Origin of the sequence: Amorphus sp. 3PC139-8 (genome assembly GCF_040750475.1) — a bacterium.
Classification (GTDB): domain Bacteria; phylum Pseudomonadota; class Alphaproteobacteria; order Rhizobiales; family Amorphaceae; genus Amorphus.
Window position 1 is genome coordinate 149,002 of record NZ_JABJVY010000005.1, and the last position, 21,066, is coordinate 170,067.

At 65.8% G+C, this 21,066-nt stretch carries 14 protein-coding genes; 2 read left to right on the forward strand and 12 right to left on the reverse strand.

The window, feature by feature from the left end; genetic code table 11:
• Window positions 1-20 precede the first annotated feature (20 nt).
• The 10 genes from HNS03_RS07240 to HNS03_RS07285 form a co-directional block, all read right to left on the reverse strand.
• Window positions 21-1,292, reverse strand: a complete 1,272-nt coding sequence (locus HNS03_RS07240; protein ID WP_367194098.1) for a TRAP transporter large permease — start codon at window positions 1,290-1,292, stop codon at window positions 21-23.
• Window positions 1,289-1,849 carry a TRAP transporter small permease gene (locus tag HNS03_RS07245; protein ID WP_367194100.1) on the reverse strand — a complete coding sequence of 187 codons (561 nt, stop codon included), beginning with the start codon at window positions 1,847-1,849 and terminating at the stop codon, window positions 1,289-1,291. The genes HNS03_RS07240 and HNS03_RS07245 overlap by 4 nt, the downstream gene beginning before the upstream one ends.
• 3 nt (window positions 1,850-1,852) lie before the next feature.
• A complete protein-coding gene (gene fhmpcd1 / locus HNS03_RS07250) occupies window positions 1,853-2,779 on the reverse strand; it encodes a 5-formyl-3-hydroxy-2-methylpyridine 4-carboxylate 5-dehydrogenase (RefSeq protein WP_367194101.1) in 927 nt (308 codons plus the stop codon).
• A gap of 2 nt (window positions 2,780-2,781) precedes the next feature.
• Entirely contained in the window at window positions 2,782-3,417 is a 636-nt protein-coding gene (locus HNS03_RS07255) for a glutathione S-transferase family protein (RefSeq protein WP_367194102.1), read from the reverse strand.
• Between the two features lie 2 nt (window positions 3,418-3,419).
• Window positions 3,420-5,348 (reverse strand): TRAP transporter permease, encoded by a 1,929-nt coding sequence (locus HNS03_RS07260; protein ID WP_367194104.1) that lies wholly within the window; start codon window positions 5,346-5,348, stop codon window positions 3,420-3,422.
• A 30-nt stretch (window positions 5,349-5,378) separates the two neighbouring features.
• A complete protein-coding gene (locus tag HNS03_RS07265) occupies window positions 5,379-6,332 on the reverse strand; it encodes a TAXI family TRAP transporter solute-binding subunit (RefSeq protein ID WP_367194105.1) in 954 nt (317 codons plus the stop codon).
• Window positions 6,333-6,518: 186 nt separating this feature from the next.
• Entirely contained in the window at window positions 6,519-6,923 is a 405-nt protein-coding gene (locus tag HNS03_RS07270) for a RidA family protein (protein ID WP_367194106.1), read from the reverse strand.
• A 7-nt stretch (window positions 6,924-6,930) separates the two neighbouring features.
• Window positions 6,931-8,058 (reverse strand): LVIVD repeat-containing protein, encoded by a 1,128-nt coding sequence (locus HNS03_RS07275; RefSeq protein WP_367194108.1) that lies wholly within the window; start codon window positions 8,056-8,058, stop codon window positions 6,931-6,933.
• Window positions 8,059-8,201: 143 nt separating this feature from the next.
• A complete protein-coding gene (locus tag HNS03_RS07280; RefSeq protein ID WP_367194109.1) occupies window positions 8,202-9,353 on the reverse strand; it encodes a cupin domain-containing protein in 1,152 nt (383 codons plus the stop codon).
• A gap of 306 nt (window positions 9,354-9,659) precedes the next feature.
• On the reverse strand, window positions 9,660-11,288 hold the full coding sequence (locus HNS03_RS07285) for a GMC family oxidoreductase (RefSeq protein WP_367194110.1): 1,629 nt from the start codon (window positions 11,286-11,288) through the stop codon (window positions 9,660-9,662).
• A gap of 222 nt (window positions 11,289-11,510) precedes the next feature.
• Here HNS03_RS07285 and HNS03_RS07290 point away from each other — a divergent pair, with 222 nt between their 5' ends.
• Window positions 11,511-12,179 carry a FadR/GntR family transcriptional regulator gene (locus HNS03_RS07290; protein ID WP_367194111.1) on the forward strand — a complete coding sequence of 223 codons (669 nt, stop codon included), beginning with the start codon at window positions 11,511-11,513 and terminating at the stop codon, window positions 12,177-12,179.
• A gap of 50 nt (window positions 12,180-12,229) precedes the next feature.
• Here HNS03_RS07290 and HNS03_RS07295 read toward each other — a convergent pair whose 3' ends face one another.
• Together HNS03_RS07295 and HNS03_RS07300 are read right to left on the reverse strand one after the other, a co-directional pair.
• A complete protein-coding gene (locus HNS03_RS07295) occupies window positions 12,230-13,360 on the reverse strand; it encodes an alpha/beta hydrolase (RefSeq protein WP_367194112.1) in 1,131 nt (376 codons plus the stop codon).
• The gene (locus tag HNS03_RS07300; protein ID WP_367194114.1) at window positions 13,357-13,644 is read right to left on the reverse strand and encodes a hypothetical protein; all 288 of its coding nucleotides are present in this window, start codon (window positions 13,642-13,644) and stop codon (window positions 13,357-13,359) included. The genes HNS03_RS07295 and HNS03_RS07300 overlap by 4 nt, the downstream gene beginning before the upstream one ends.
• A 209-nt stretch (window positions 13,645-13,853) precedes the next feature.
• Between HNS03_RS07300 and HNS03_RS07305 the strand changes: the two genes are divergently transcribed.
• Complete coding sequence (locus HNS03_RS07305; protein WP_367194115.1) at window positions 13,854-20,981, forward strand: autotransporter outer membrane beta-barrel domain-containing protein; 7,128 nt, start codon at window positions 13,854-13,856, stop codon at window positions 20,979-20,981.
• Window positions 20,982-21,066 lie beyond the last annotated feature (85 nt).

Below are 21,066 nucleotides of genomic sequence, written 5' to 3' on the forward strand. Positions count from 1 at the left end.
TGTCTTCCTCTGGTTTGCTGTCATTGAGTGCCCCCGAGCGCCAGCGACAGCGCCGGCACGTAGGTGATCACGAGAAGAGCGACGACCTGGACGACGACGAACGGCCAGACGCCGCGATAGAGCGCGTGGGCGGGAACCCCCGTGACCGATTGCGCCACGAACAGGTTCAGCCCGAACGGCGGCGTGAACATCCCGATCGCGAGATTGACGGTCATCACCACGCCGAAGTGGATCGGATCGATCCCGAGCGAGGCGGCGACGGGCACCAAGAGGGGCGCGAGCACCAGGATCGCGGACGTCGGATCGAGCACGCAGCCGGTCACCAAGAGCAGCAGGTTGATGCACAAGAGATATTCGGCCGCCGACATGTCCATCGCCTGCAGCCAGGCCGTGATCGATTGCGGCACGCCTTTGGTCGTGAGGATCCAGGTAATGACGCCGGCGGTGGCCACGATCATCAGAATCTTGGCCGACAGGATCGCCGATTCCGCCGCCGCCGCGACGATCTCCCGCCAGCTCATGGACCGGTAGACGAAGCGCGCCACCAGCATGGCGTAGAAGGCCGCGACGCCGCCCGCCTCGGTGGGCGAAAAGAAGCCACCATAGATCCCGCCCAGCACGACCACCGGCATCAGGATGCCCCAGGCCGCGCCTTTCGAGGTTTCCAGGATGCGGCCGAGATCGAAGCGATCGGTGCGGGGAATGCCGGCCCGGGCGGCGACGAAGATGATATAGCTCGCCATCAGCCCGGCGATGATCAGGCCCGGCATGATACCGGCGAGGAACAGGCGCGGGATCGACTGCTCGGCGGCGAGCCCGTAGAGGATCATCGCGATCGACGGCGGGATCACGATGTCGATCGCGCCGGACGAGGCGAGCAGGCCCGCCGAGCGCTCCCTGCCGTAGCCGGCGGCGGCAAGGCGCGGATAGAGCGTCTTGCCGAGGGCGGCGACCGCGGCGGCGCTGGAGCCCGAGATCGCCCCCATCATCGCCGAAGCGCCGATGGTTGCCACACCGAGGCTGCCGGGAACCCGACCGGTAAGCGCCAGCACCCATTCGATCAAACGCCCGGCGATTCCGCTGCGCCCCATCAGGTCGCCAGCGAAGACGAAGAACGGGACGGCAAGCAGCGCATAGTTGTCGAGCCCCCCGAAGACGACCTGCTGGAGCACCAGCGGGGGCATCGGCAGGACGAAGGCGAGCGTTGCCGCCACCGCCGCGAGAAACACCAGAAAGACCGGAAGACCCGAGGCAAGCAAGACGAGCGGCAAAGCCGCGAGTGTCGCGATCATCGCTTGCCCCCCTTCCCCGTCGACGCGGGCAAAAGGCCGAGAAGCGTGGCCGCGTCCCGCACGAGATAGATCCCCGCCACCACCGCCATGGCGCAGAAGCCCAAGAACAGCGCGCCGTGCGGAAACACCATCGGGATGCCCAACGTCATGCTCTCGGTGCCGAGCCGCGCGATCTTCTGGACGTAGATCCAAGACGCGTGGGCGGCGTAGGCGGTGGCCGCCAGCGTCACCAGATCGTGGAAACAATAGATCGCAACGCGCAGCCGCGCGTTGGCGTAGGTCGGCAACAGATCGATGGCGATGTGCGCGCGCCTCACGAGCGCGAGCACCGCGCCCGCGACCACGATGAAGACCATGGCGAACACCATGAGCTCGTCGGTGCCGGTGATTGCCGCTTGCAGCAGGTAGCGCCCGGCGGCATTGGCCACGTTGATGAGCACGATCGCGATCAGGACCAGGCCGAGCACTGTCTCGACAATACCGCCCAGCCGGCGCCCCATGCAGGTCACCGATCGGCGGTCTTTCGCCTCCCGCTCGTGCTCGGCGGCAATCGCCATCGCCTACGCCCCCCCTTCCAGGATGCGCCGGATCGCAATCAGCTTCGAGGCCCGATCGGCCTGCAGCGCGGGGATCTCCTCCGGATCGTAGTCGTAGACCCCGCCCCCGGTCTTCAGTCCGAGCCGACCCTGCGCCGTCTTCTCGTCCACCAGCGCGGCGACATCCGAACGGTTACACAGATCTTCGTTCAGGAAGGAGGAGACCGACCGGTAGATATCGAGCCCGGCCATATCGAGGAGCGCCATCGGGCCGATCACCGCGATCTTGTAGCCAATGCCCCAGGAGACGCAGGTATCGGCATCCTCCGGATCGATCACGCCGCGCTCGACCAGATCGACCACTTCGCGCAGGAGCGCATAGAGCACGCGATTTTCCACGAACCCCGGCACGTCCTTCTTCACCACCACCGGCAACAGGCCGAGCGAGCGGATCAGCTCGCGGACACTCGACACCGTCTCCGGCGCGGTCTTCTCGCCGGCGATCACCTCGATCATCGGTATGATGTGCGGCGGGTTCGACCAGTGCATCCCGACGAAGCGGCCGGGCTTGGAGATATGCTCCTGCAGCTTGCTGATCGGGATGCCCGAAGTATCGGTGGCGACGATCACGTCCGGCCCGATCAGGGGATCGATCTCGGCGTAGACCGAAGCCTTGATCTCGGCATTCTCCGGCACGTTCTCGATCACGAGATCGGCGCCTTCGACACATTCGGCAAGCGACGGCGCGAAGATGATCTCCGCGTCGCCACCTTCCGGCGCCAGCACGCCGAGCCTGTCGAGCGCGGTACGGGCGATGGGGAGCGCGGCCTTGGCCCGCTCCACCGCCTCACCGGAGCGATCGGTCGCCACGACCTGGAGGCCGCCGCGCGCAAGCCGCGCGGCAATCCCCGGTCCCATCGTGCCAAGCCCGACGAGCGCAACCTGTTTCATGGTCAGGCAGCCGCCGCGTTCGAGCTCTGGCGCTCACCGAGCGCAACCTGGAAGCCGTCGCGAGCCAGAAGGCCCTTCATCCAGGCGTCGAGATTCGGCGTCGGCTTGCGTTCGATGTCGAAGCCCATGCAACGCTTCAACACCGGTGCGAGCGCGATGTCGGCGATCGTCAGCTTGTCGAGGGCGAAGAAGGTCTTGCCCGCCACGTGCGCCTCGGCGATGGCGAGCAGATTGTCCATCTCCTTCGACGCGGCCGCAAACGCGCCGGTGCGCTCTTCCGGAGCAAGCTTAGATTCCTTGAAGAGCGTCAGGTAGGGCGCGTTGACGGAGGCGAGCAGCCAATCCATCCAGCGCTCCACCTCGGTCGCCTCGGCCGGGGTCGCGCCGGTGAGGGATGCACCGCGGGTGGCCGCGAGATAGCGCAGGATCGTGTTGGATTCCCAGATCGTAACGGTGCCGTCGATCAGGGTCGGGACCTTGGCGTTCGGATTCAGCGCCAGATAGTCCGCCGTCTGGGTGTTGCCAAACTGGCGGCCATAGTCCTCGCGGACATAAGACGCGCCGAGCTCTTCCAGCATCCAGATCACCTTTTGGACGTTTCCGGACGTCTGGCGGCCGAGGAGTTTGATCTTATCCATGGTCAAACCGTTTTCTTGAGGGACTTGCCCGCTGCGACTGCAGCTGGGAGACGGAAAAGGCAGGCGGCGAAGACGAGCGCACCCACCACGTTGGCGCCGACGGCAAGCGGTCCGAGCGTCGGCGGGAACAGGAGCGCCAGACCGCCAAGGCCGACGGCAACCCGGACGACGGGCCGGAGCGGACCGCGGCCGTAGCCGGCGAACGCGACCGAGACGGCCGCGATCCCGAGGAAAGCCGTCAGCGCCGAGATCGCCGCACCTCCGGCGGTGCCGCCGAGGAGGAGTTCCGGCGAATAGGCGAACAGAAACGGGATCACGTAGGCGACCCAGGCGAGCTTGATCGCCTCCAGGCTGGTGCGCCAGGGATCGGCATCGGCGAGCCGCGCGGCGGTGATGGAGGCGAGCGCCACGGGCGGCGTCAGCATCGACATCATGCCGTAGTAGAGGATGAAGAGATGCGCCTGGATCGGCTGCAGGCCGGCCTGTTCCAGAGCCGGTGCCAACACCGTGGCAAGCACCACATAGACGGCGACCGTCGGCATGCCCATGCCGAACACGATTGCGACCAACGCCACCAGCACCAGAAGCAGGAAGGTGGAGCCGCCGCTCGCGGCGATCGCATCGGCGGCGACGGAGAAGCCGAGGCCGGTCAGGCTGACGAGGCCGATGATGAGGCCGGCCGCAGCCGTCAGCACGATCAGCGGCGCGGCCGACCGGCCGGTCTCCACGATGCTCTCCAGAAGCACCTGCGGCCCGATCCGACGCCCCTCGAACGGCACGATCGCGCCGACCACCACCAGCGCGGCGACGGCGGCAAGGGCCGCCAGTTCCGGCCGGCTCTGGTTCAAGAACAGCGTGATGAACAAGACCACGAATGGGATCAGGAAATGCGCACCCTTGGCCGCGATCGCCCTGAGCTCGGGGCGCTGGTCGGCCGGCACGCCATGCAGCCCGTTGCGCGCCGCCAGCCGATCGATCTGCAGGAACAGGGCCGCGAAATAGAGGCAGGCCGGCAGCGCGGCAGCCACCACGATGTGCCAGTAAGGCACCTGCAGGAAGTCCGCCATGACGAAGGCGGCCGCGCCCATAACCGGCGGCAGAAGCTGGCCACCGGTGGAGGCGGCCGCTTCGACCGCGCCCGCGACAGCCCCGTTGATGCCCGTGCGCTTGATCAGCGGGATCGTGACGATGCCGGTGCCGACCACATTGGAGACGGCATTACCGGAGATGGTGCCGAAGGTGGCTGACGCCCCGATCGCCGCCTTCGCACTGCCACCTCGAAAGCCACCGAAGGCGGCGAGACACAAGCGGGTCAGGAATTCGCCGCCGCCAGACAGCCGCAAAAGCTCGCCGAACAGGACATAAGGCACGACGATCTGGACCGCGACCTTCAGCGGCAGGCCGAGCAGCGCGTTCGGATCGAGCAGCAGATAGATCGAGACATAGGGAAAGCCCATCGAGGGCACGCCGAGACCATCGCCGAACAGCGCGACCGCGATGAAGACAATTACGATCGCGGCCAGCGTGAGCCCGATGGTGCGCCACACCAGGATTAAAAGACCGGCGACCAAAAGCGCGGAGATCGCCACCAGCCAGGTCGGCCGCATCATGGCGGTGATGGTCAGCGTCGGATAGCGGACCGCAATGGCCACCATGACGGCGCAGAGCGCAAAGCCGAGTGCGATCGCCAGCCACTTGAAGACCCCGCCCAGCTTGAAGGCGAGGCTGATGGCGGCAATCAGCATCGCCAGGCCGGCAGCAATGGCGAGCGGCTGCTCGTCGTAGACGGTCAGGCCGAGCCGGACATGGAGATCGAGCACCCAGGCGAGCGCGAGCACGACCAGAACCGCCCCGGCGGGGGCGGCAATCATGCCGCCCCCGCTCTTGCGCGGATCCTCGACCGCATCACCCGTCTCGTGCTGACTAGCCATGGCCGGCGGCCTTCCCGTATCCGCCCGCGCCTACTGTGAACCCAACACCTTTGCGGCGGCCGGGTGCTGCGGCAGGTTGGGATAGGCCCGCGCCAGATTGTCGGCGGAGATCGCGCCCAAAACCTTGTTGGTTTTCCCGAGCTCCGGCCCTTGGTCGCGCAGCAGCGTGATCACCTCGGTGATGGTTGCGTTCGGCACGTCCTTGTTGGCCGCGATCACGTAGTCGTAGGCCATGGTCTGGATCGGTTCCGGCACGCCGACCACCTTGCCATCGGCCGCGACGTCGACCAGATAGGCTTCCGGAGCCACCGCCTGCATCCGCTTCACGGCTTCCTCGGAACCGTCGTAGGGCAGCCAGCGGATGCCGCCCAGCGCGGAGTCCGCCTCAACCACCTTGCCGGCGCGCAACGCAAACAGGGTCGCGTCGACATTGCCGGACACCAGCGCCTGCACGCCATTTCCGACGCTCGCGACCGGAACCGTCGTCACGTCATCCGGGGTCAAGCCGCCATTGGCGAGCGAGCCCTCGATGTAGGGCTGCAGGCTCGCCTGGGCCGGCATGCCCCAGGCCACGCGCTTGCCCTTCAGGTCGGCGATGGTCTCTATGCCGGAATCGTCAGCGACCATCATCCCGACCGGGCTCGGAAACAGCGCGGCCACGAAGCGGAGATTTTCCTGCGGGTTGCCGTCGAACGGCCCCTTGCCGCGCACGGCATCGCCAAAGTCCGGCGTGACGACGGCGGCAATATCGAGCTTGCCCTCGTTGACGAGCGGCAGATAGGCCGTCGGGCCGCCGAACGCCTGGACGGTCACGTTCAGATCGGTGTTGTCGCCGATCGCCTGGCCGAGCGCGGCGTTGACGCCGTAATTCTGGGAGCCCTGCTGGCCCGCGCCGAACTTAAGGTCCTCGGCGTGGCCGGCCGCGGCGAAACCGGAAATCGCCGCAACGGCGACGAGAACCCTGGTGAATGCAAATCGCGACATCGTTCGTTCCCCTCTGTGCCAACTGGCTCGCAGCGGGTTCCGGCCCTCGCGGCCAAACCCGAAGCGCACGTTGTGACCGACAGATCCGAGCGGGCGGCGGGATCGCATGCGCGCCCCGCTCTCCTCCCCCGCCGTGCAGGGCGGCGCTCTTTCGGCGCTTCGCCCCCTGCCGGATGGACCGCTTGCCTATTTCGGCGGAAGCGGCTTGTAGACGATCGCGTCCATCTCGATTTTCGTGGTGATCACCGCCCGCGCCTCGATTGTCGTGCGCGCCAGGACGGCGTCCTGGAAAAGCTGCGAGAACACCTTGTTGTAGCGGCCGAAGTCGCGCGGATCGTCGAGATAGGTCGTCACGCGCACGACATCGGCGAGGGTCGCTCCCTCCTCCGCCAGGATGCGTTCGATGGCGCGTATGGTACCTTCCGTCTCCACCTCGATGGAGCCGCACAGCATGTTGCCGTCGGCGTCCTTGGAGACCTGGCCGGAGATGAAAATGTAGTCCCCGGCGCGCACCGCCGGATGGAACGGCAGGTTCGGGTTCTTCTTGCCGATGGCGTAGTGGCTGTCCGACTTGCGGGCGCTGTCGCTCATATCGTCCTCAGAATGCGGTCGTTTCGATGATGTCGACGCCGCGCACCCGGTCGATCAGGTAGATCAGGCCGCGATCGTCGATCGTGACGTCGTTGGAGGACGCGCGCTCCGCCCCTTCCGGCGGATCGGGCATGAAGTGTCCGACCTCCTTCGGCGCGAACGGGTCGGCGAAGTCCACCAGCCGCAGGCCCTGGGCGAACCAGGCAAACGGGATCACCGTGCCGTCGAACCGCTCCGAGGGCTGGTGACAGCCCGTCATCGGCGGCTGCGGCGCCCCGTCCGGATCGAGTCCCGGCACCTGGAAGGTCGCGATCGACAGTGGGTTGGTCTCGTCGGTGATGTCGTAAACCCAGGCGAAGGACGGCGCGTGCGGCCTGAGCTTCGCCACGTCCTCATCGGCGACCACCATGATGTCGCGCCCCTTCAAGGGCTGCGGGATCGGCAGACAGGTGTGGGTCGGATGCGGGAAGGACGGGCTGGTGTTCACGTGCGCGATCGCGCGCGGCTTGGTCATGTCGGAGATGTCGAGAATGAACATCCCGTGATGCCAATAGCTCACATAGAGCCGATCCCCCATCCTGAGCGGATGGTGACAGCGCGGCGAGACGTAGTTTTCCCAGGGATAGACCTCGCCGGCGCCAATATTCTGGCCCGGGATCCACCAACGCCCGACCTCGACCGGGTTCTTCGGATCGATCAGGTCGAGGATCATGACGATGTTGCCGACGAAGCCTTCCGCCGTCGGCGAAATGTAGGCGTAGCGACCGTCGAAATCGTAGCGGTGCACGCCCTTGCCGGACGTCAGCCACTTGGAGATCGGCTCCGGCTTGGTCGGATCGGACACGTCGTAGATCGCGATGCCGCCACCGAAATCGGCCGGACCCTCCTGGCCGAACCGCTCGTGGTTGATGATCATCAGCCCGTTCTGGGCGCGCACCTTGTGCGAATGCCAGCCGGGCGGCACTGGGATCGTGCAGATCTTGCGCGGATTGCGGGGGTCGGAGATGTCGACCAGCGTCGTCCCGCTCGGCGGGCGCATGTGCCCGATATAGAGAATGTCGTTGTCGACCCAGACCTGACCGCCGCCGGGGCAGTCGATATGGCCGATATGCGTCGTGTTCGATGCGGAAACCAAGGACACAGCCTTCCTGTTCGGGCGCAGCCGCGCCCGAGGCAAATCCAGCCCCGCGCCTAGAGCACGTCCCGTTCAAACGGAGTCCGTCTGAGCGGAAACCGCTCTCGGGCGCAGGGAGCCCAATTGCAAATCCGAGACGCCAATCAGGCCAGGCGGAGCAGATCGCCCGCCTGGTTGCGGCCCCAGCGCTTGTAGAGCAGCAGTGCCTTTTGGGTCGGCGCGTCGGTCGCACCGAAGAAGATCACCGGCTCGTTCGGCGACTCGTTGACGTGCTCGACCCAGCAGCCGCCCGGGATCGCGATCGTGTCGAACTGGTCCCAGTTGTGGCGGTCGCCGTCGATGATCGAGTAGCCCTTGCCGCGGAACGGCGCGAGCAGCAGGCTTGCCGTCTCGCGCTGCGGCAGCGTCCGCTCGCCCGGACGCAGCATTTGGACGTAGAAATTGATCGTCTTGAACACCGGACCGCCCGTGGTCGGGTCGGTGTAGTCGATCACGATGCCCTCGTGCGGGTCGCCGTCCGCGTCCTTATGGCGGTCGAGGAGCTCTTCCATGGCCGACCAGCGATAGACGTACATCGGCGAGGAGAAGCCGCCATTGCGGCGATGGTCGGCGAAGCGGGGCATCATGCCGCCGTTGCCGTAAATGGCCTGGGAATAGTCTTCCGCGTAGCGCGCGGTCTGAACCTTCTTCTCGACCTCCTTGCCGTTCTCGATCTCCGTATAGCGGTGATCGAAGTGAACGGCGTGCAGGGTTTCCACCAGCGGCAAATCGAGCACGGAGAGGTTCACGGCCGGCTCGTCGCCCACGGTGCCGTGGTTGTGCCAGGTGTCGTTCGGCGTCAGCACCATGTCGCCGGGGCCGAAGGTGATGTTCTCGCCGTCGACGCCCGTGAAGTTGCCCTCTCCGGTCAGCCCGAAGCGGATCGCGCTCGGCGAATGCTTGTGCGGCGGCATGATCTCGTTGGGATCGTTCAACCGGTAGGCAGTGTACATGGTCGACACCGAAGCGCGCTTCGGCGCCAGACCCGGATTCACCAGAATGAGCGAGCGCCGTTCGCTGTCGTCCATGGTGATCAGCTTGGCGGCGCGCTGCAGAAGCGGCTCGATCTCCGTGTATTTCCAGACGTAGGGAACCGCCTTCGTCGTGGCCATGAGCTGCTTGACTTCGTCGTGAGCGACGTCGGCGCTGGTGGCCCAGAACGGGAACATGTTCCCTTTGTGGATGTCGTCGTAAAGCCCCGTGAGCGCGGCCTCCCGATTGCTGGGAGCTTGGGTTTTCTCGGTCGTGTCAGACATGGCGGCTCATCCTCGACAAGGCATTTGGGTTCTTTGGTTAGCTCGACCGTACCACGATGGTCGGACTGGTCAATATGATGGTTGAGATGAAATGGTCATCTTTTCGCACAGAAATTCATCACAACACCATCAAGGCACACACAGCTCAAGCTTACATAAAATCAATCAAGATATTGATATATATCATTTTTTAGAAATATCCCTCGACCGAACACTGCTTCGGCCGAAAATCCAACCAATAGACAACCATTATCCAACCACCGTTCGGATATCGCGACCGGCGGGCAGAAAATGGCCGCGGCAGCGTTAGGCCGCGACTTTCTCGGCCGCCGCCGCCTTGACCAAGTCGGCGCCCTTTTCCGCAATCGCCAACACCGCCGCGTTGATGTTGCCGGCCGGCAGATCGGGCATGACGGAGGCATCGATCACGCGCAGCCCGTCCACGCCGCGCACCCTGAGCTCCGGATCCACCACGCTGTCCGCGTCGCCGCCCATCCGGCAGGTGCCGGCGGGATGGTGCACGGTGATGGAGGTCCGGCGAATGTGGTCGTCGATCGCTTCGTCGCTCTCGCAGGTCGGGCCGGGGAAGAATTCCGCGTCCACATATGGCGCCAGCGCGGGCTGCCGAGCGATGTCGCGGGCAATACGGAAGCCCGCGCGCAGCGACTGCCAATCGCGATCCGACGACAGGAAATTCTGGTGGATCAACGGCGCTGCGGCGGGGTCGATCGAGGCGAGCTCGACGCTGCCGCGACTTTCGGGACGAACTGCCACCACGCGGATGGCGAAACCGTCGGTAAACGGCGCTTTGAACGGGCGCATATAGGGCCAGGCGGCAAGCGGTGCCGCGGTGAACAGGAACTGGACGTCCGGCACCGGTCGGCTTTCGTCGCTCTTGAGAAAGCCGACGACGCCGCCGGGCACGTCGCCGGCAAAGCCCTTTCCGGTCAGATAAGTGCGCATGAAGTCCAGGCCGATCCGGTCGTAGCGCATCATCTTCAGGAACGGCCCTTCGCCTTTGCGGCGAAACATCAAGATCACCGAGACATGGTCCTGCAGGTTCTTTCCGACTGCCGCCCGTTCCACCAGGGGTGCGATCCCATGGGCCGCGAGCTCGTCCGCCGCCCCCACGCCCGACAGCATCAGAAGCTGCGGGGTGTTGATCACGCCGCCTGCGAGAATCACCTCGCGGCGCGCGGTCGCCGTCTCGCTCGCTCCCTTGTGCTGGAAGCGGATGCCGGTAGCGCGCCGGCCGTCGAAAAGGATCTTCTCGGCGAGAGCGCCGGTGCGCACCGTCAGGTTCGGCCGCTTCATCGCCGGGCGCAGATAGGCGGCGGCGGCGGAGTTGCGGCGGCCGTCCTTGATGGTCATCTGCAGCCGGCCGAAGCCCTCCTGGGTCTCGGCGTTGTAGTCGTCGGTCTGGGGATAGCCGGCTGTCCGCGTGGCTTCGTGAAAGGCGCCGATCAGCGGATCGGAATAGCGGCAGAACTGGGTGTTGAGCGGGCCGGAGCCGCCGCGATAGGCGCTTTCGCCGCCTTCCCAGGTTTCCTGCTTCTTGAAATAGGGCAGCAGACGCTCGTAGGACCAGTCCGGTAGGCCGGCGGCCGCCCAGCGCCCGTAGTCACCGCGATTGCCGCGAACATAAGCCATCGCGTTGGTGGAGGAGGAGCCGCCGATCACCTTGCCGCGAGCGCATTCCACACGGCGCCCGCCGACATTCGCCTCCGGCTCGCAGAAATACATCCAATCGTGCCGGCGCTCGGTCAGGATCTTCCCCCAGCCGAGCGGAACGTGGATCATGGGATCGCGGTCCCAGTCGCCCGCTTCGAGCAACAAAACCCGACACGACCGGTCTTCACTCAACCGGTTGGCCAGCACACACCCCGCCGACCCTGCGCCGACGATGACATAGTCGAAAGCCTGGTTTTCCGGCATTTTCCCCTCTCGCGGGTAGCCGCCCAACACATCGCCGGCAGCTTTCCCGTCTGGCAAAAGTCAACCATCGCCCGCGCTGGATTGTCAACCAAAGATCAACCAGGTAATTTGGTCGCACCGCGTCGGTCGAGCCGCCGCATCCGCCCCGCCCGTGTTCGCCCGATCTCGCCGATCGACCGGACGCTGTGTTACAGATGAAGTGCCTGGAGGATTCGCGATCCGATGTCGCTGACCGTGTCGAAGCCACAAGAAAATCTGACGGGAATCGTCGATGCACTTCGCACGATGCAGCAGCGTGGCGACCGGATACCGTCTGAACGCGATCTCGCCCAGCTTTTCGACGTCAAGCGCCACCAGATCCGCAAGGCGCTGGAAATCCTGCGCGAGGCCGGCGACCTGGCCCCACCGCCGCAGCGCCGCGCGCCGCGCGCCCTGCCCCGTATCAGCGAGGAACTGGTCAGCCTGACCAACCCGCTGGAGGTGATCGAGCTGCGCGTGCTTCTGGAGCCTGGGCTCGCCCGGTTTGCCTCCATGCGCGCCTCTCCGGCGGAAATTGCCCAGATCCTGGAGAAATCCCAGACGCCCGACCCCGCCGCCTACGGCGAGACCGACCTGGCATTTCATCTGGCGATCGCGACCGCCTCGCGCAATTCGCTGGCGAGCGAACTCTATCAGGTGCTGCGCCAGGTCGGCGTCGACGCCCGGCTGCGGGTGCCCTCAGATGGTCAGCCGAAGTGCCCGAAGCGGATCGCGGAACGCGACGCCGAGCACAACCGCATCGCCGAAGCGATTGCCTCGCGCGATCCCGACGCAGCCGAACAGGCCATGCGCGACCATCTACGCGCCGTGCTCCGGCAGATCCACGCCCGGCTCGACGCGATCGCGGCCTGACAGCTCACGACTGACACCGCATCCGGTGGGATCCCGATCGAAAAAGGACCTCAGTCCGGCGTTGCCGGAGCCGAGGCCGCCTGCGGGACCGTGCCCGTCTCCGCCAGTTGCAGCAGGATTGGATAGGTCAGGCTCGGGTTCGAACCCGGCTCCAGCGGATCGAACAGCTCGTGACCGAGCTGGTGCTCGGCGCCGAACGTATAGGTGACGAGTTCGGCGCCCTGCGCCTTCCACACGGCTTCGAACGCTTCGGTGGTCTCATTGGAGACGGCCGTATCAGCCTCGTTCGTCACCACCACGATCTCGGAGGCGCGGGGCGCCGCCTCCTGCGCCTCCCGATAGGTCGCAAAGCCGAGACGCATGATCTCGCCGGTCGCCCGGGTCGATTGGCGCATATAGGCGTGCGGCATCACCTTGTCGGACTTTTCCCGCATCACCGGATCCTTCCAGATCGAGACGTCGGGCAGCATCAGCATCGCCCGCATCAAGATCAGGTTCATTTTCGGCCCGAAGCCGGAAAGGCCGAAGAACGGCGCGGCCAGCACGGCGCGATCGACCTCGGGACGGTTTTGGGCGAGCCAGCCGGCGATGGTGCCGCCGGTCGAGATCCCGACGACCACGACCTCGTCGCCGAGCCCGGTCGCCATGTCGACCGCCTCGTCGGCGAAGGTCGCGAGCTTGTTCGCGGTCAGATAGCGCAGCGCATCCGTCCCCCGATCGGCATAGCCGTGCTGCGGCAGCCGCAGCACCAGCACGTTATGGCCGCGGCCATAGAGCAACGGCGCGAAATCGACGAAAGCCTGCGGACAGCTTGAGACGCCATGCAGCAGAACGAAGACCTTGTCGGTGCGCTGACCGTGGCCAAGAAGCCGCGATTCACAGAACGGGTTGAGCGGCTCGGGTGCGTTATCCGCATGCGCGGCAAACCGCTCAAGCGCATCGGCATAGGAGCGCGTCGGGTTGGGCGAGGCCGTCAGTCCGGCGGTGCTGATGGGAAGAAACAGAAGGGCCGCGACCGATGCCACCAGGATCACCACCCAGCCGATCGCCGCGCGGCGCGCCCCGACAAAGAACACCGTCACGGCGATCAGGACCGAGACGACCAGGAGAATGAGCGCGATGCCGATCAAGGCACGCTCGGTCACGCTCAGCGGGCCAATCCATTGCAATACTGATGTCATGGGGGTCCCCGAAAAGGATCGAAGGCAAACGTGCGCGATCGCGCGGCCGGATCGGCCAAACCACAGGCGCTGACGATGAGCTCTATGGCTTCGGCGCCGACGAAGGAAGAGCCAACCCGCACCAGACTGCCCGTCGGGTTCGGCGGAAATCGGCGCTTCCGCACCAGTTGCGCCCGCCCAACACCGGGACCATCCCAAGCGATGGCGAAGAAGTGACCGAAATCTGGCGTTTCTGCGTCAAAACTTTCGAAGATGATGAAATTGCTCTCGATTTTTGTGGCCAACTAGTGAAAACTAATGGGGTCGCTACCGGCTCTGAACACGACGACCGGCCGCGCGGAAACGCTTGCTACGGATCAAGAATTCGCTTCGATCAAAGCTGTTTCCAGCGTGACGGGCGGTTCGTGACGAATCGGCTACCGGCCGGTCAGTCCTTTCCCGGCCAAGCCTTGTTCCCGCTTGGCAAAATCAACTCGAGAATAAGGGTCGCGACGTGAAGAGCAGCAAAACCGCCAAAGGGTCGCGTGCCTCTCGGCACCGGGCGGAAGCGACATCGAATTTCCGCAAGCCGATCCTGATCCGGCGTGTGGCGTCCTCTTTGCTGTTCCAGTCGACGGCGCTTGCCGGCACCTTCGCCGGCGTTCCGGTGCCGATCTACTCGCGCGCCTACGCGCAATCGGTGTCGTGCACGCCGTCGCAGCTCACGACCGAAACAGCCTCCAACATCGATTCCAAGCAGTTCAGCAGCAGGAATTCCAGCCTATCCGGCCAGACGATTTCCTGCACCATTTCCTCCGGCACGTTGACAACGCCGCAATATGCCTACGGCGGGCCGTACATGGCCTTGATCAATCCGGGCAGCGGCGGCACCAGCGATGCATATCGCGGTCATACGTACAACACGCATTCCAATTGGGCCTGGGACGCGCTTGGCGTTTCGATCACCAACAATGCCACGATCACGGTGACGAGTGCGGCGGACATCCAACTTCTGAAGGCCCAGGCGAGCGGGAGCGGCCTTTACTCCAGCGCTCTGCGCATCGCCCCTAAGCAATCCAATGCGCTGAGCGCGGTTTCCCTCGGCGCGCTGAACTGGAGCGGTAGCGACGACAACGAGAAGACCGGCGCCGGCGACGGCGGCACGGTCACCATCGTCAATTCTGGCGACGTGTCGAGCACTGTCGGCGGCGGCATCTTCGCGCTCTCGATGGGCGGCACCAACAAGCATGCCGACGATCATGCCGCGGCCTATCCCGGCAAAGGCGAAACCGTCACGGTGACCTCCACGGGAGCGGTCAGCGGATCGACGTTCGGCATTGCGGCGCTCTCGATCGGCGGACCCTCGACCTATTCCAGCGACTCCGACTACACCAATGGCGGCTTTGCGTTTAACGCTGAGGTCACAGTCTACGATTCAGTGAAATCGACCGGCTCCGGACCCGCGATCGCCGCCGTCTCCTATGGCGGCAACACGCCTTACAACCTGAACAGTTTCAGCGACAACGTGCAGGGCGGCAACGGTGGTGAAGCCGGTCTGGTCAAGGTGACGGTCGGGACGTCGGACAAGCCGATGTCGGGGACTATCAGCACCAGTTCGGCCGGATCTATCGATCTTGCCACGAAATACGACAACGTCCAGCTCACACGCTCGACCGGCGCCGGAATCTTTGCCATTTCGCGTGGCGGCGACGGCCTCAACGAAGGCGGCAAACTGCCCACGGCCGGTAATAATCCCTACTACACGTACGTTTACGTAAACGGCACGTCCACGACGAACCTCGAGACAAAAGGCTCAAACTCGCCGGGCGTCCTGGCGATCAGCCAGGGCGGCGCCTCCCAGCCGGGGTCCAAAGGTGAGGTCCCCGGCGGCAGTGGAGGAAAAGTCATAGTCGACGTCGCTGGCGGCGGCACGATCACCACCCAGGGTGACTACTCGTCCGGCCTCGTCGGCCAGTCGCTCGGCGGCGGCGGCACGGATACCCTCAAGCATGCAAAAGGGCTCGGGGCAGCGTCGGGGGCGGTGACCGTCACCAACGATTTCGCGATCATCACCCAGGGCATCCATTCCGCCGGCATCGTGGCCCAGTCGATCGCCGCGGCCGCCGACGAGGGCTCGGCTTACTACTCCGGAACCAACCCGACCACACTCGGCGACACCAGTACCTACGGGTCGACCAGCGGCACGGTGACCGTCACCAACACCGGCGACATCAAGGTGCATGGGGCCGACTCGCATGGCATCCTGGCCCAGTCGATCGGCGGCGGCGGTGGCACGCTGCGCGCAACGGCAACACTTCCAGCCACTGCATATGGCTCGGTCTCCGTTTTGAACTCCAGTTCCGAGTCCGCGGGCGCCTATCAGACGGTCGGGGGGCAAGCCGGCAAAGCCGCTGCCGGTTCGGTCTATGTGACCAATCACGGCGACATCACCACTTACGGGGGCTACTCCTCCAACAACAGTTCTTCGGGGGGCAGCAGCTCGTCCAGTTCCGGGAGTTCGTCGGACTCCAGCAGCTCCGACACGCTGTCGTTGGGTGGCGGCATCGCCATCCTGGCCCAGTCTCTCGGCGGCGGCGGTGGTACCAACTCCGGATCGGGCACGATCGGAGCAATCGGCTCCGGCTCGAGCAGCAGCAGCGAGGGAGACGCGGGCAGCGACGGCGCTTACGTCCATGTCGTCAACTACGGCACACTGACCACCCAGGGCTCCGAAGGCCACGGCATCGTCGCCCAGTCGATCGGCGGCGGCGGTGGCGTGGGCCGCAACAAGAAGGGCCTTTTCCACTCGGTCGGCGGCCAGGGCGGCGCGGGCGGCGACGGCGGCAAGGTCTTCGTCGAGCAGAAACAGAATTCCATCACGGTCAGCGGCGACTACGCCCATGGCATCATAGCGCAATCGGTCGGCGGCGGCGGCGGTGTCGGCGGACAAGCGACGGCCTGGGGTCTGTTCGGCTCCAGCGCGACCGGCGGCAAGGGCGGCGGCGGCGGCAATGGCGGCCACGCTCAAGTGACTCAGTGGACGCAAGACAGCTCGCTGACCACCAGCGGCGATCACGGCACGGGCATTCTGGTGCAGTCCATCGGCGGCGGCGGCGGTGTCGGCGGCAACGCCAAGTCCAAAAGCATCGGCATCGGCGTTTCCGTCGCCGTCTCTCACGGCGGCAACGGCGCCAACGGTGGCAACGGCGGATCGGCGATCGCCTTCCTGAACGGCAGCGTGACGACGAAGGGCACCGATGCCCAGGCGCTCGTCGTCCAGTCGATCGGCGGTGGCGGCGGCAACGGCGGCCAGGCGTCTTCCAAGGCAACGGCCGAAGGCGTTCCGGTCGACGAGGACGATGACACCGTGTCGCTCACCGTATCGATCGCCCATGGCGGCTCGGGCGGCGCCGGCGGCAGCGGCGGTGAGGCCTTCGGCAAGCTTTACGACACCGCGACCATCACGACCTACAAGGACGGCTCGGGCGCCATTGTTGCCCAGTCGATCGGCGGTGGCGGCGGCAACGGCGGTGATTCCACCGCGAGCTCTGTCGCGCAGACGATGAATTCGCTGTTCGAAGGCGATGACGACGACGAGGGCGAGGGACCGAAGAACTTCTCGTTGAACATCGATGTGTCGCTCGGCGGGTCGGGCGGCGCGGCCGGTGCTGGTGGCTTGGTGAAGGTCTACAACGAAGGCGTCATCACAACGCACGGCGGCTATGCCGACGGCATTCTGGCCCAGTCGATCGGTGGCGGCGGTGGCAACGGCGGAACCGGCTCGGGCTCCACCAAGAAAGCCGACGCCATCAAGTCCGCAGCCGTGAACGTCCTGATCGGCGGCTATGGCGGCGGCGGCGGCGACGGCGGAACGATTTACTCCGCACTCGATGGATCCAGCGCCTCGATCACCACCTACGGCCACGTCTCCCGTGGTATCATGGCCCACTCCATCGGCGGCGGCGGCGGCAACTCCTCCGGCAGCGGCGGCATGGGCGACGGCGACTGGAATATCGGCCTGACCATCGGCATGGGCCAAGACGGCACGGCCGGCGGCGACGGTGGCACGGTCGCGGTCTGGAGCGAAGGCACCATCGTCACCCATGGCGACTGGTCGGACGGTATTCTCGCCCAGTCGGTTGGCGGCGGCGGCGGTGCGGCCGGCTCCGGCACGTCCTCGCTGTCGATCATCAGCGACAACAAGGATGACGACGACGGCGGCGACGATAACGGCGGAGATGATGCAGAGGCCGCCGAAGCGACCTCGGTCTCCGCGGTCGCGCTCTCAGCCTCGTCCGACGATGGCGGAGACAGCGACGGCGGGGACGATGACGGTGACGACAGCGACGACGACAATCTGAACCTTGGCCTGACCATCGGCATGACCGGCGGCTATGGCGGGCACGGAGGAACCGTCACGGTCGGCATCGACAAGGGCAACAATAACGCCATCGTCGGCACCGGCACCATCAAGACCTATGGTGCCCTGTCGTCGGGTATCGTCGCCCAATCGATCGGCGGCGGTGGCGGCGCGGCCGCTGTGTCGTCGGGCAGCAACGATTCCGACGATAGCGACAGCTCGAGCAGCAGCAGTTCAAGCAGCAGCGATAGCGGTTCCGGCTGCGAGACAAGCAGCGACGGCAGCAGCTCATCGAGCAGCAGCGGCAGTGATTCCGACGACGACAAGGACTCCTGCGTCTCGCTGACGATCGGCGGCTCCGGCGGGAGTGGCGGCTATGGCGGCGCCGTCACGGTTCACGCCGGATCGACCTATACCGAAGGCTTCTCGTCACACGGTGTCGTGGCCCAGTCCATCGGCGGCGGTGGCGGCGTCGGCATTTCGTCGGGACTGGCCGTCGACAAGGTCCATCTCAAGCTCGGTGGGGGCGGCGATGGCGGCGGCGGCTATGGCGGCGCCGTGACCGTGACCACGTTGGCCGACACCACGATCCAGACCAAGGGCGAAGCCTCCCACGGCATCGTGGCCCAGTCGATCGGAGCCGGCGGCGGTCTCGGCATGGTCGCGCTCGGCACCACCAGCGCCGTCAACGACGACACCCTGAAAGACATCCTGTCCGTCACTCTTGGGACGGGGGCCGACCAGTCCGGCCTGAACACCCTCGATGGCGGCGGCGTCACGATCGACCACTACGGCACCCTCTCCACGGCGGGCGAACGCGCCGTCGGCATCGTGGCCCAGTCCATCGGCGCGGGCGGCGGCTTCGTCACCGCTTCGGAAGCGGTGCTGAGTTCCGTCTCCTTCGAGAAAGATCAGTCGCGCGGTGCCAGCTATGACGCTTCCGTCACGCTGCACAACGGCTCGTCGATCGTCACCACGGGCGACGGCGGCATCGGCATCCTGGCCCAGTCGATCGGCGGCGGCGGTGGCGTCGCCGCCGACCTCAACGCCAAGCTGAACACCTATTACGTCGCGTACGACCAAGGCACCTACAAAGCGAGCGACTATAGCGGCGACGGCCGCCACTCCAGCGCCGTCACGGTTTCCGTCCACTCCGGCGCCTCGATCACGACCTCGGGCAACTATGCCCATGGTATCATCGCCCAGTCGGTGGCGGGCTCCGGCGGCATCTTCGAAAAGAACGGCAAGACCTATGCCGGATCGCTCCACCGCAACGGCGCCAACAACGAGGCGAGCGTGACCGTCACCGTCGACGGTTCGGTGAAGGTCACGGCCGACAATGCCTGGGCCGTATGGGGCCAGACCCAGAACACCTCCGTGACCCTGACGGTCGGATCGTCGGGCGCCCTTTCGGGGTCCACGTCCTCCGGCGGCAACGGCGGTGCGGCCTACGCCGCCGTCGATACGGACGGCACCGCCACGCTCGACAACTCCGGTACGGTTACCGGCAACGTGATCGTCTCCAAGGGCGGCCAGACAAGCTGGTCCAAGGACTACAGCTCCAGCACACCGGCGGCGGCCAATGGCTCGGTCCAGATGGCTGCGATGCCCGGCCAGGCGCTGTTTCTGAACCAGGGCCGGGGCACGTTCGTGACCGGGGCGATCGCGGACGTAGATGCGCTGCTGAATGCCGGCACCCTCAATGTCGGCGGGAGCGACCGGTTCCAGCAGACGCTGGTCACCGGCGACCTGGTCGGCGTCGGCACCAGCGAGCGCGGCAGCCCCTACGATGTCGGCGACGTCGGCATGGACCGGATCTTCTCCGAGGTCAGCTACTACGCCGGCCGCACGAAGCAGATCTGGCGCGATGGGACCACCAGCCGCGGCGGCCTGCTCTCCGGCATCGATGTCGACATGGCGGCCGGCACCAGCGACCAGCTCGTGGTGCGCGGCGATTTCGCAGGCAGCTGGGGCGCGATCCTCAATCCCGACACGCTGCTGCCGAACACGCGCGTCGACCTCCTGAAGGTGCAAGGCGTCGATACGTCCGATCTCACCGTGCTGCCCACGCTGGTGTTCTCCTTCACCAAGCCGACCACCTCCTCGGCCGGCTGGAAGGGCTTCCAGGTCGACAAAGCCAACTTCTCCTCGACCGGGGTCGCCATGGGCCGCAATGCGGCGGAAGTCTCCCGCGGCTTGCAGAGCGCCTGGGACAAACTGGCGGACGGATCGGCTCAGACCGTTTCTTTCGGCCGCGACCGGATCTCGATTGCGGAGACTTTTGCGGCCTTCCATGCGGCCACGCCCGAAATCTTTGAAGACATGCTGACGCCGATCGCCTCGCAGACCGCGAACGCGCCGCTTGCCGGCGCACCGCAAAGCGCGATCGCCGCGGCGAACTCGGTACTTTCCTGTCCGGCCTTCACCACCGGCGTGACGCTGCAGGAAGGCGAGTGCGTCTGGGGCCGGTTCCTTGGCAGCCGGGCCCAGCAGGATCCGATGGATGGGGCGTCCGGGTTCAAGGAATCCACCACCGGCATCCAGGCCGGCGGGCAGAAGATGCTCGGCAACGGCTGGTTCCTTGGCGGCAGCGTCAGCTACGAGGAGAGCTGGTACAAGAACGATGCCGGCACGGAGAAGCTCGACACCCAATCCTTCACCGGCGCGATCGCGCTCAAGAAGGAGATCGGTCCCTGGCTGTTCGCGCTTGCCGGTGGCGCCGGCTACGACTGGGGCGACTCGCGGCGCTATATGAGCATCGGCACGCTGTCGGCCGTGGCCGAGGCGGAGCCGAAATCCGGCTTCCTGTTCGGCCGGGCGCGCGCGTCCTACGAGTTCGCGTTCGATCAGCGCATCTATATGCGCCCGATGGTGGATGTGGACGTGATCGCGGTGCACCAGGACGGCTACACCGAAACCGGGGCCGGCGGGCTGAACCTGATCGTCGACGACACCACGCAGACGGTGTTCGGGGTGACGCCCGGGGTGGAGTTCGGCGCGCGCGTCAATCTCTCCGAGGATCTGCCGGCGCGGCTGTTTGCCGGCGTGGGCGTGTCGTTCCTCTCCGACGACGAGTGGGAAACCACCGCCCGCTTTGCCGGCCTGACGGCGATGGATGCCTTCTCCACCTACATGCCGATCAACGACACCATTGGCCGGGTGACCGCCGGTATCGATCTGCAGAAGACGCAAGGCATGGAGCTGAAGCTGCAATATGACGGCGCCTTCGCCGACGGCTACCAGTCCCACGGCGGATCGCTCAGGTTCGGATATCGGTTCTGATCGTATGTTCCTGGAGCGGAAGGTGGGCGGAAATCGGTTCCCTCTTTTCCTCATCCCGCTCCGGACGCACAAGCGGATCGCCGGA

Coding starts and splice junctions, on each gene's coding strand:
- HNS03_RS07240 (WP_367194098.1), bottom strand. CDS start 1,292: ATGATCGCGACACTCGCGGCTTTGCCGCTCGTCTTGCTTGCCTCGGGT.
- HNS03_RS07245 (WP_367194100.1), bottom strand. CDS start 1,849: ATGGCGATTGCCGCCGAGCACGAGCGGGAGGCGAAAGACCGCCGATCG.
- fhmpcd1 (WP_367194101.1), bottom strand. CDS start 2,779: ATGAAACAGGTTGCGCTCGTCGGGCTTGGCACGATGGGACCGGGGATT.
- HNS03_RS07255 (WP_367194102.1), bottom strand. CDS start 3,417: ATGGATAAGATCAAACTCCTCGGCCGCCAGACGTCCGGAAACGTCCAA.
- HNS03_RS07260 (WP_367194104.1), bottom strand. CDS start 5,348: ATGGCTAGTCAGCACGAGACGGGTGATGCGGTCGAGGATCCGCGCAAG.
- HNS03_RS07265 (WP_367194105.1), bottom strand. CDS start 6,332: ATGTCGCGATTTGCATTCACCAGGGTTCTCGTCGCCGTTGCGGCGATT.
- HNS03_RS07270 (WP_367194106.1), bottom strand. CDS start 6,923: ATGAGCGACAGCGCCCGCAAGTCGGACAGCCACTACGCCATCGGCAAG.
- HNS03_RS07280 (WP_367194109.1), bottom strand. CDS start 9,353: ATGTCTGACACGACCGAGAAAACCCAAGCTCCCAGCAATCGGGAGGCC.
- HNS03_RS07285 (WP_367194110.1), bottom strand. CDS start 11,288: ATGCCGGAAAACCAGGCTTTCGACTATGTCATCGTCGGCGCAGGGTCG.
- HNS03_RS07290 (WP_367194111.1), top strand. CDS start 11,511: ATGTCGCTGACCGTGTCGAAGCCACAAGAAAATCTGACGGGAATCGTC.
- HNS03_RS07295 (WP_367194112.1), bottom strand. CDS start 13,360: ATGACATCAGTATTGCAATGGATTGGCCCGCTGAGCGTGACCGAGCGT.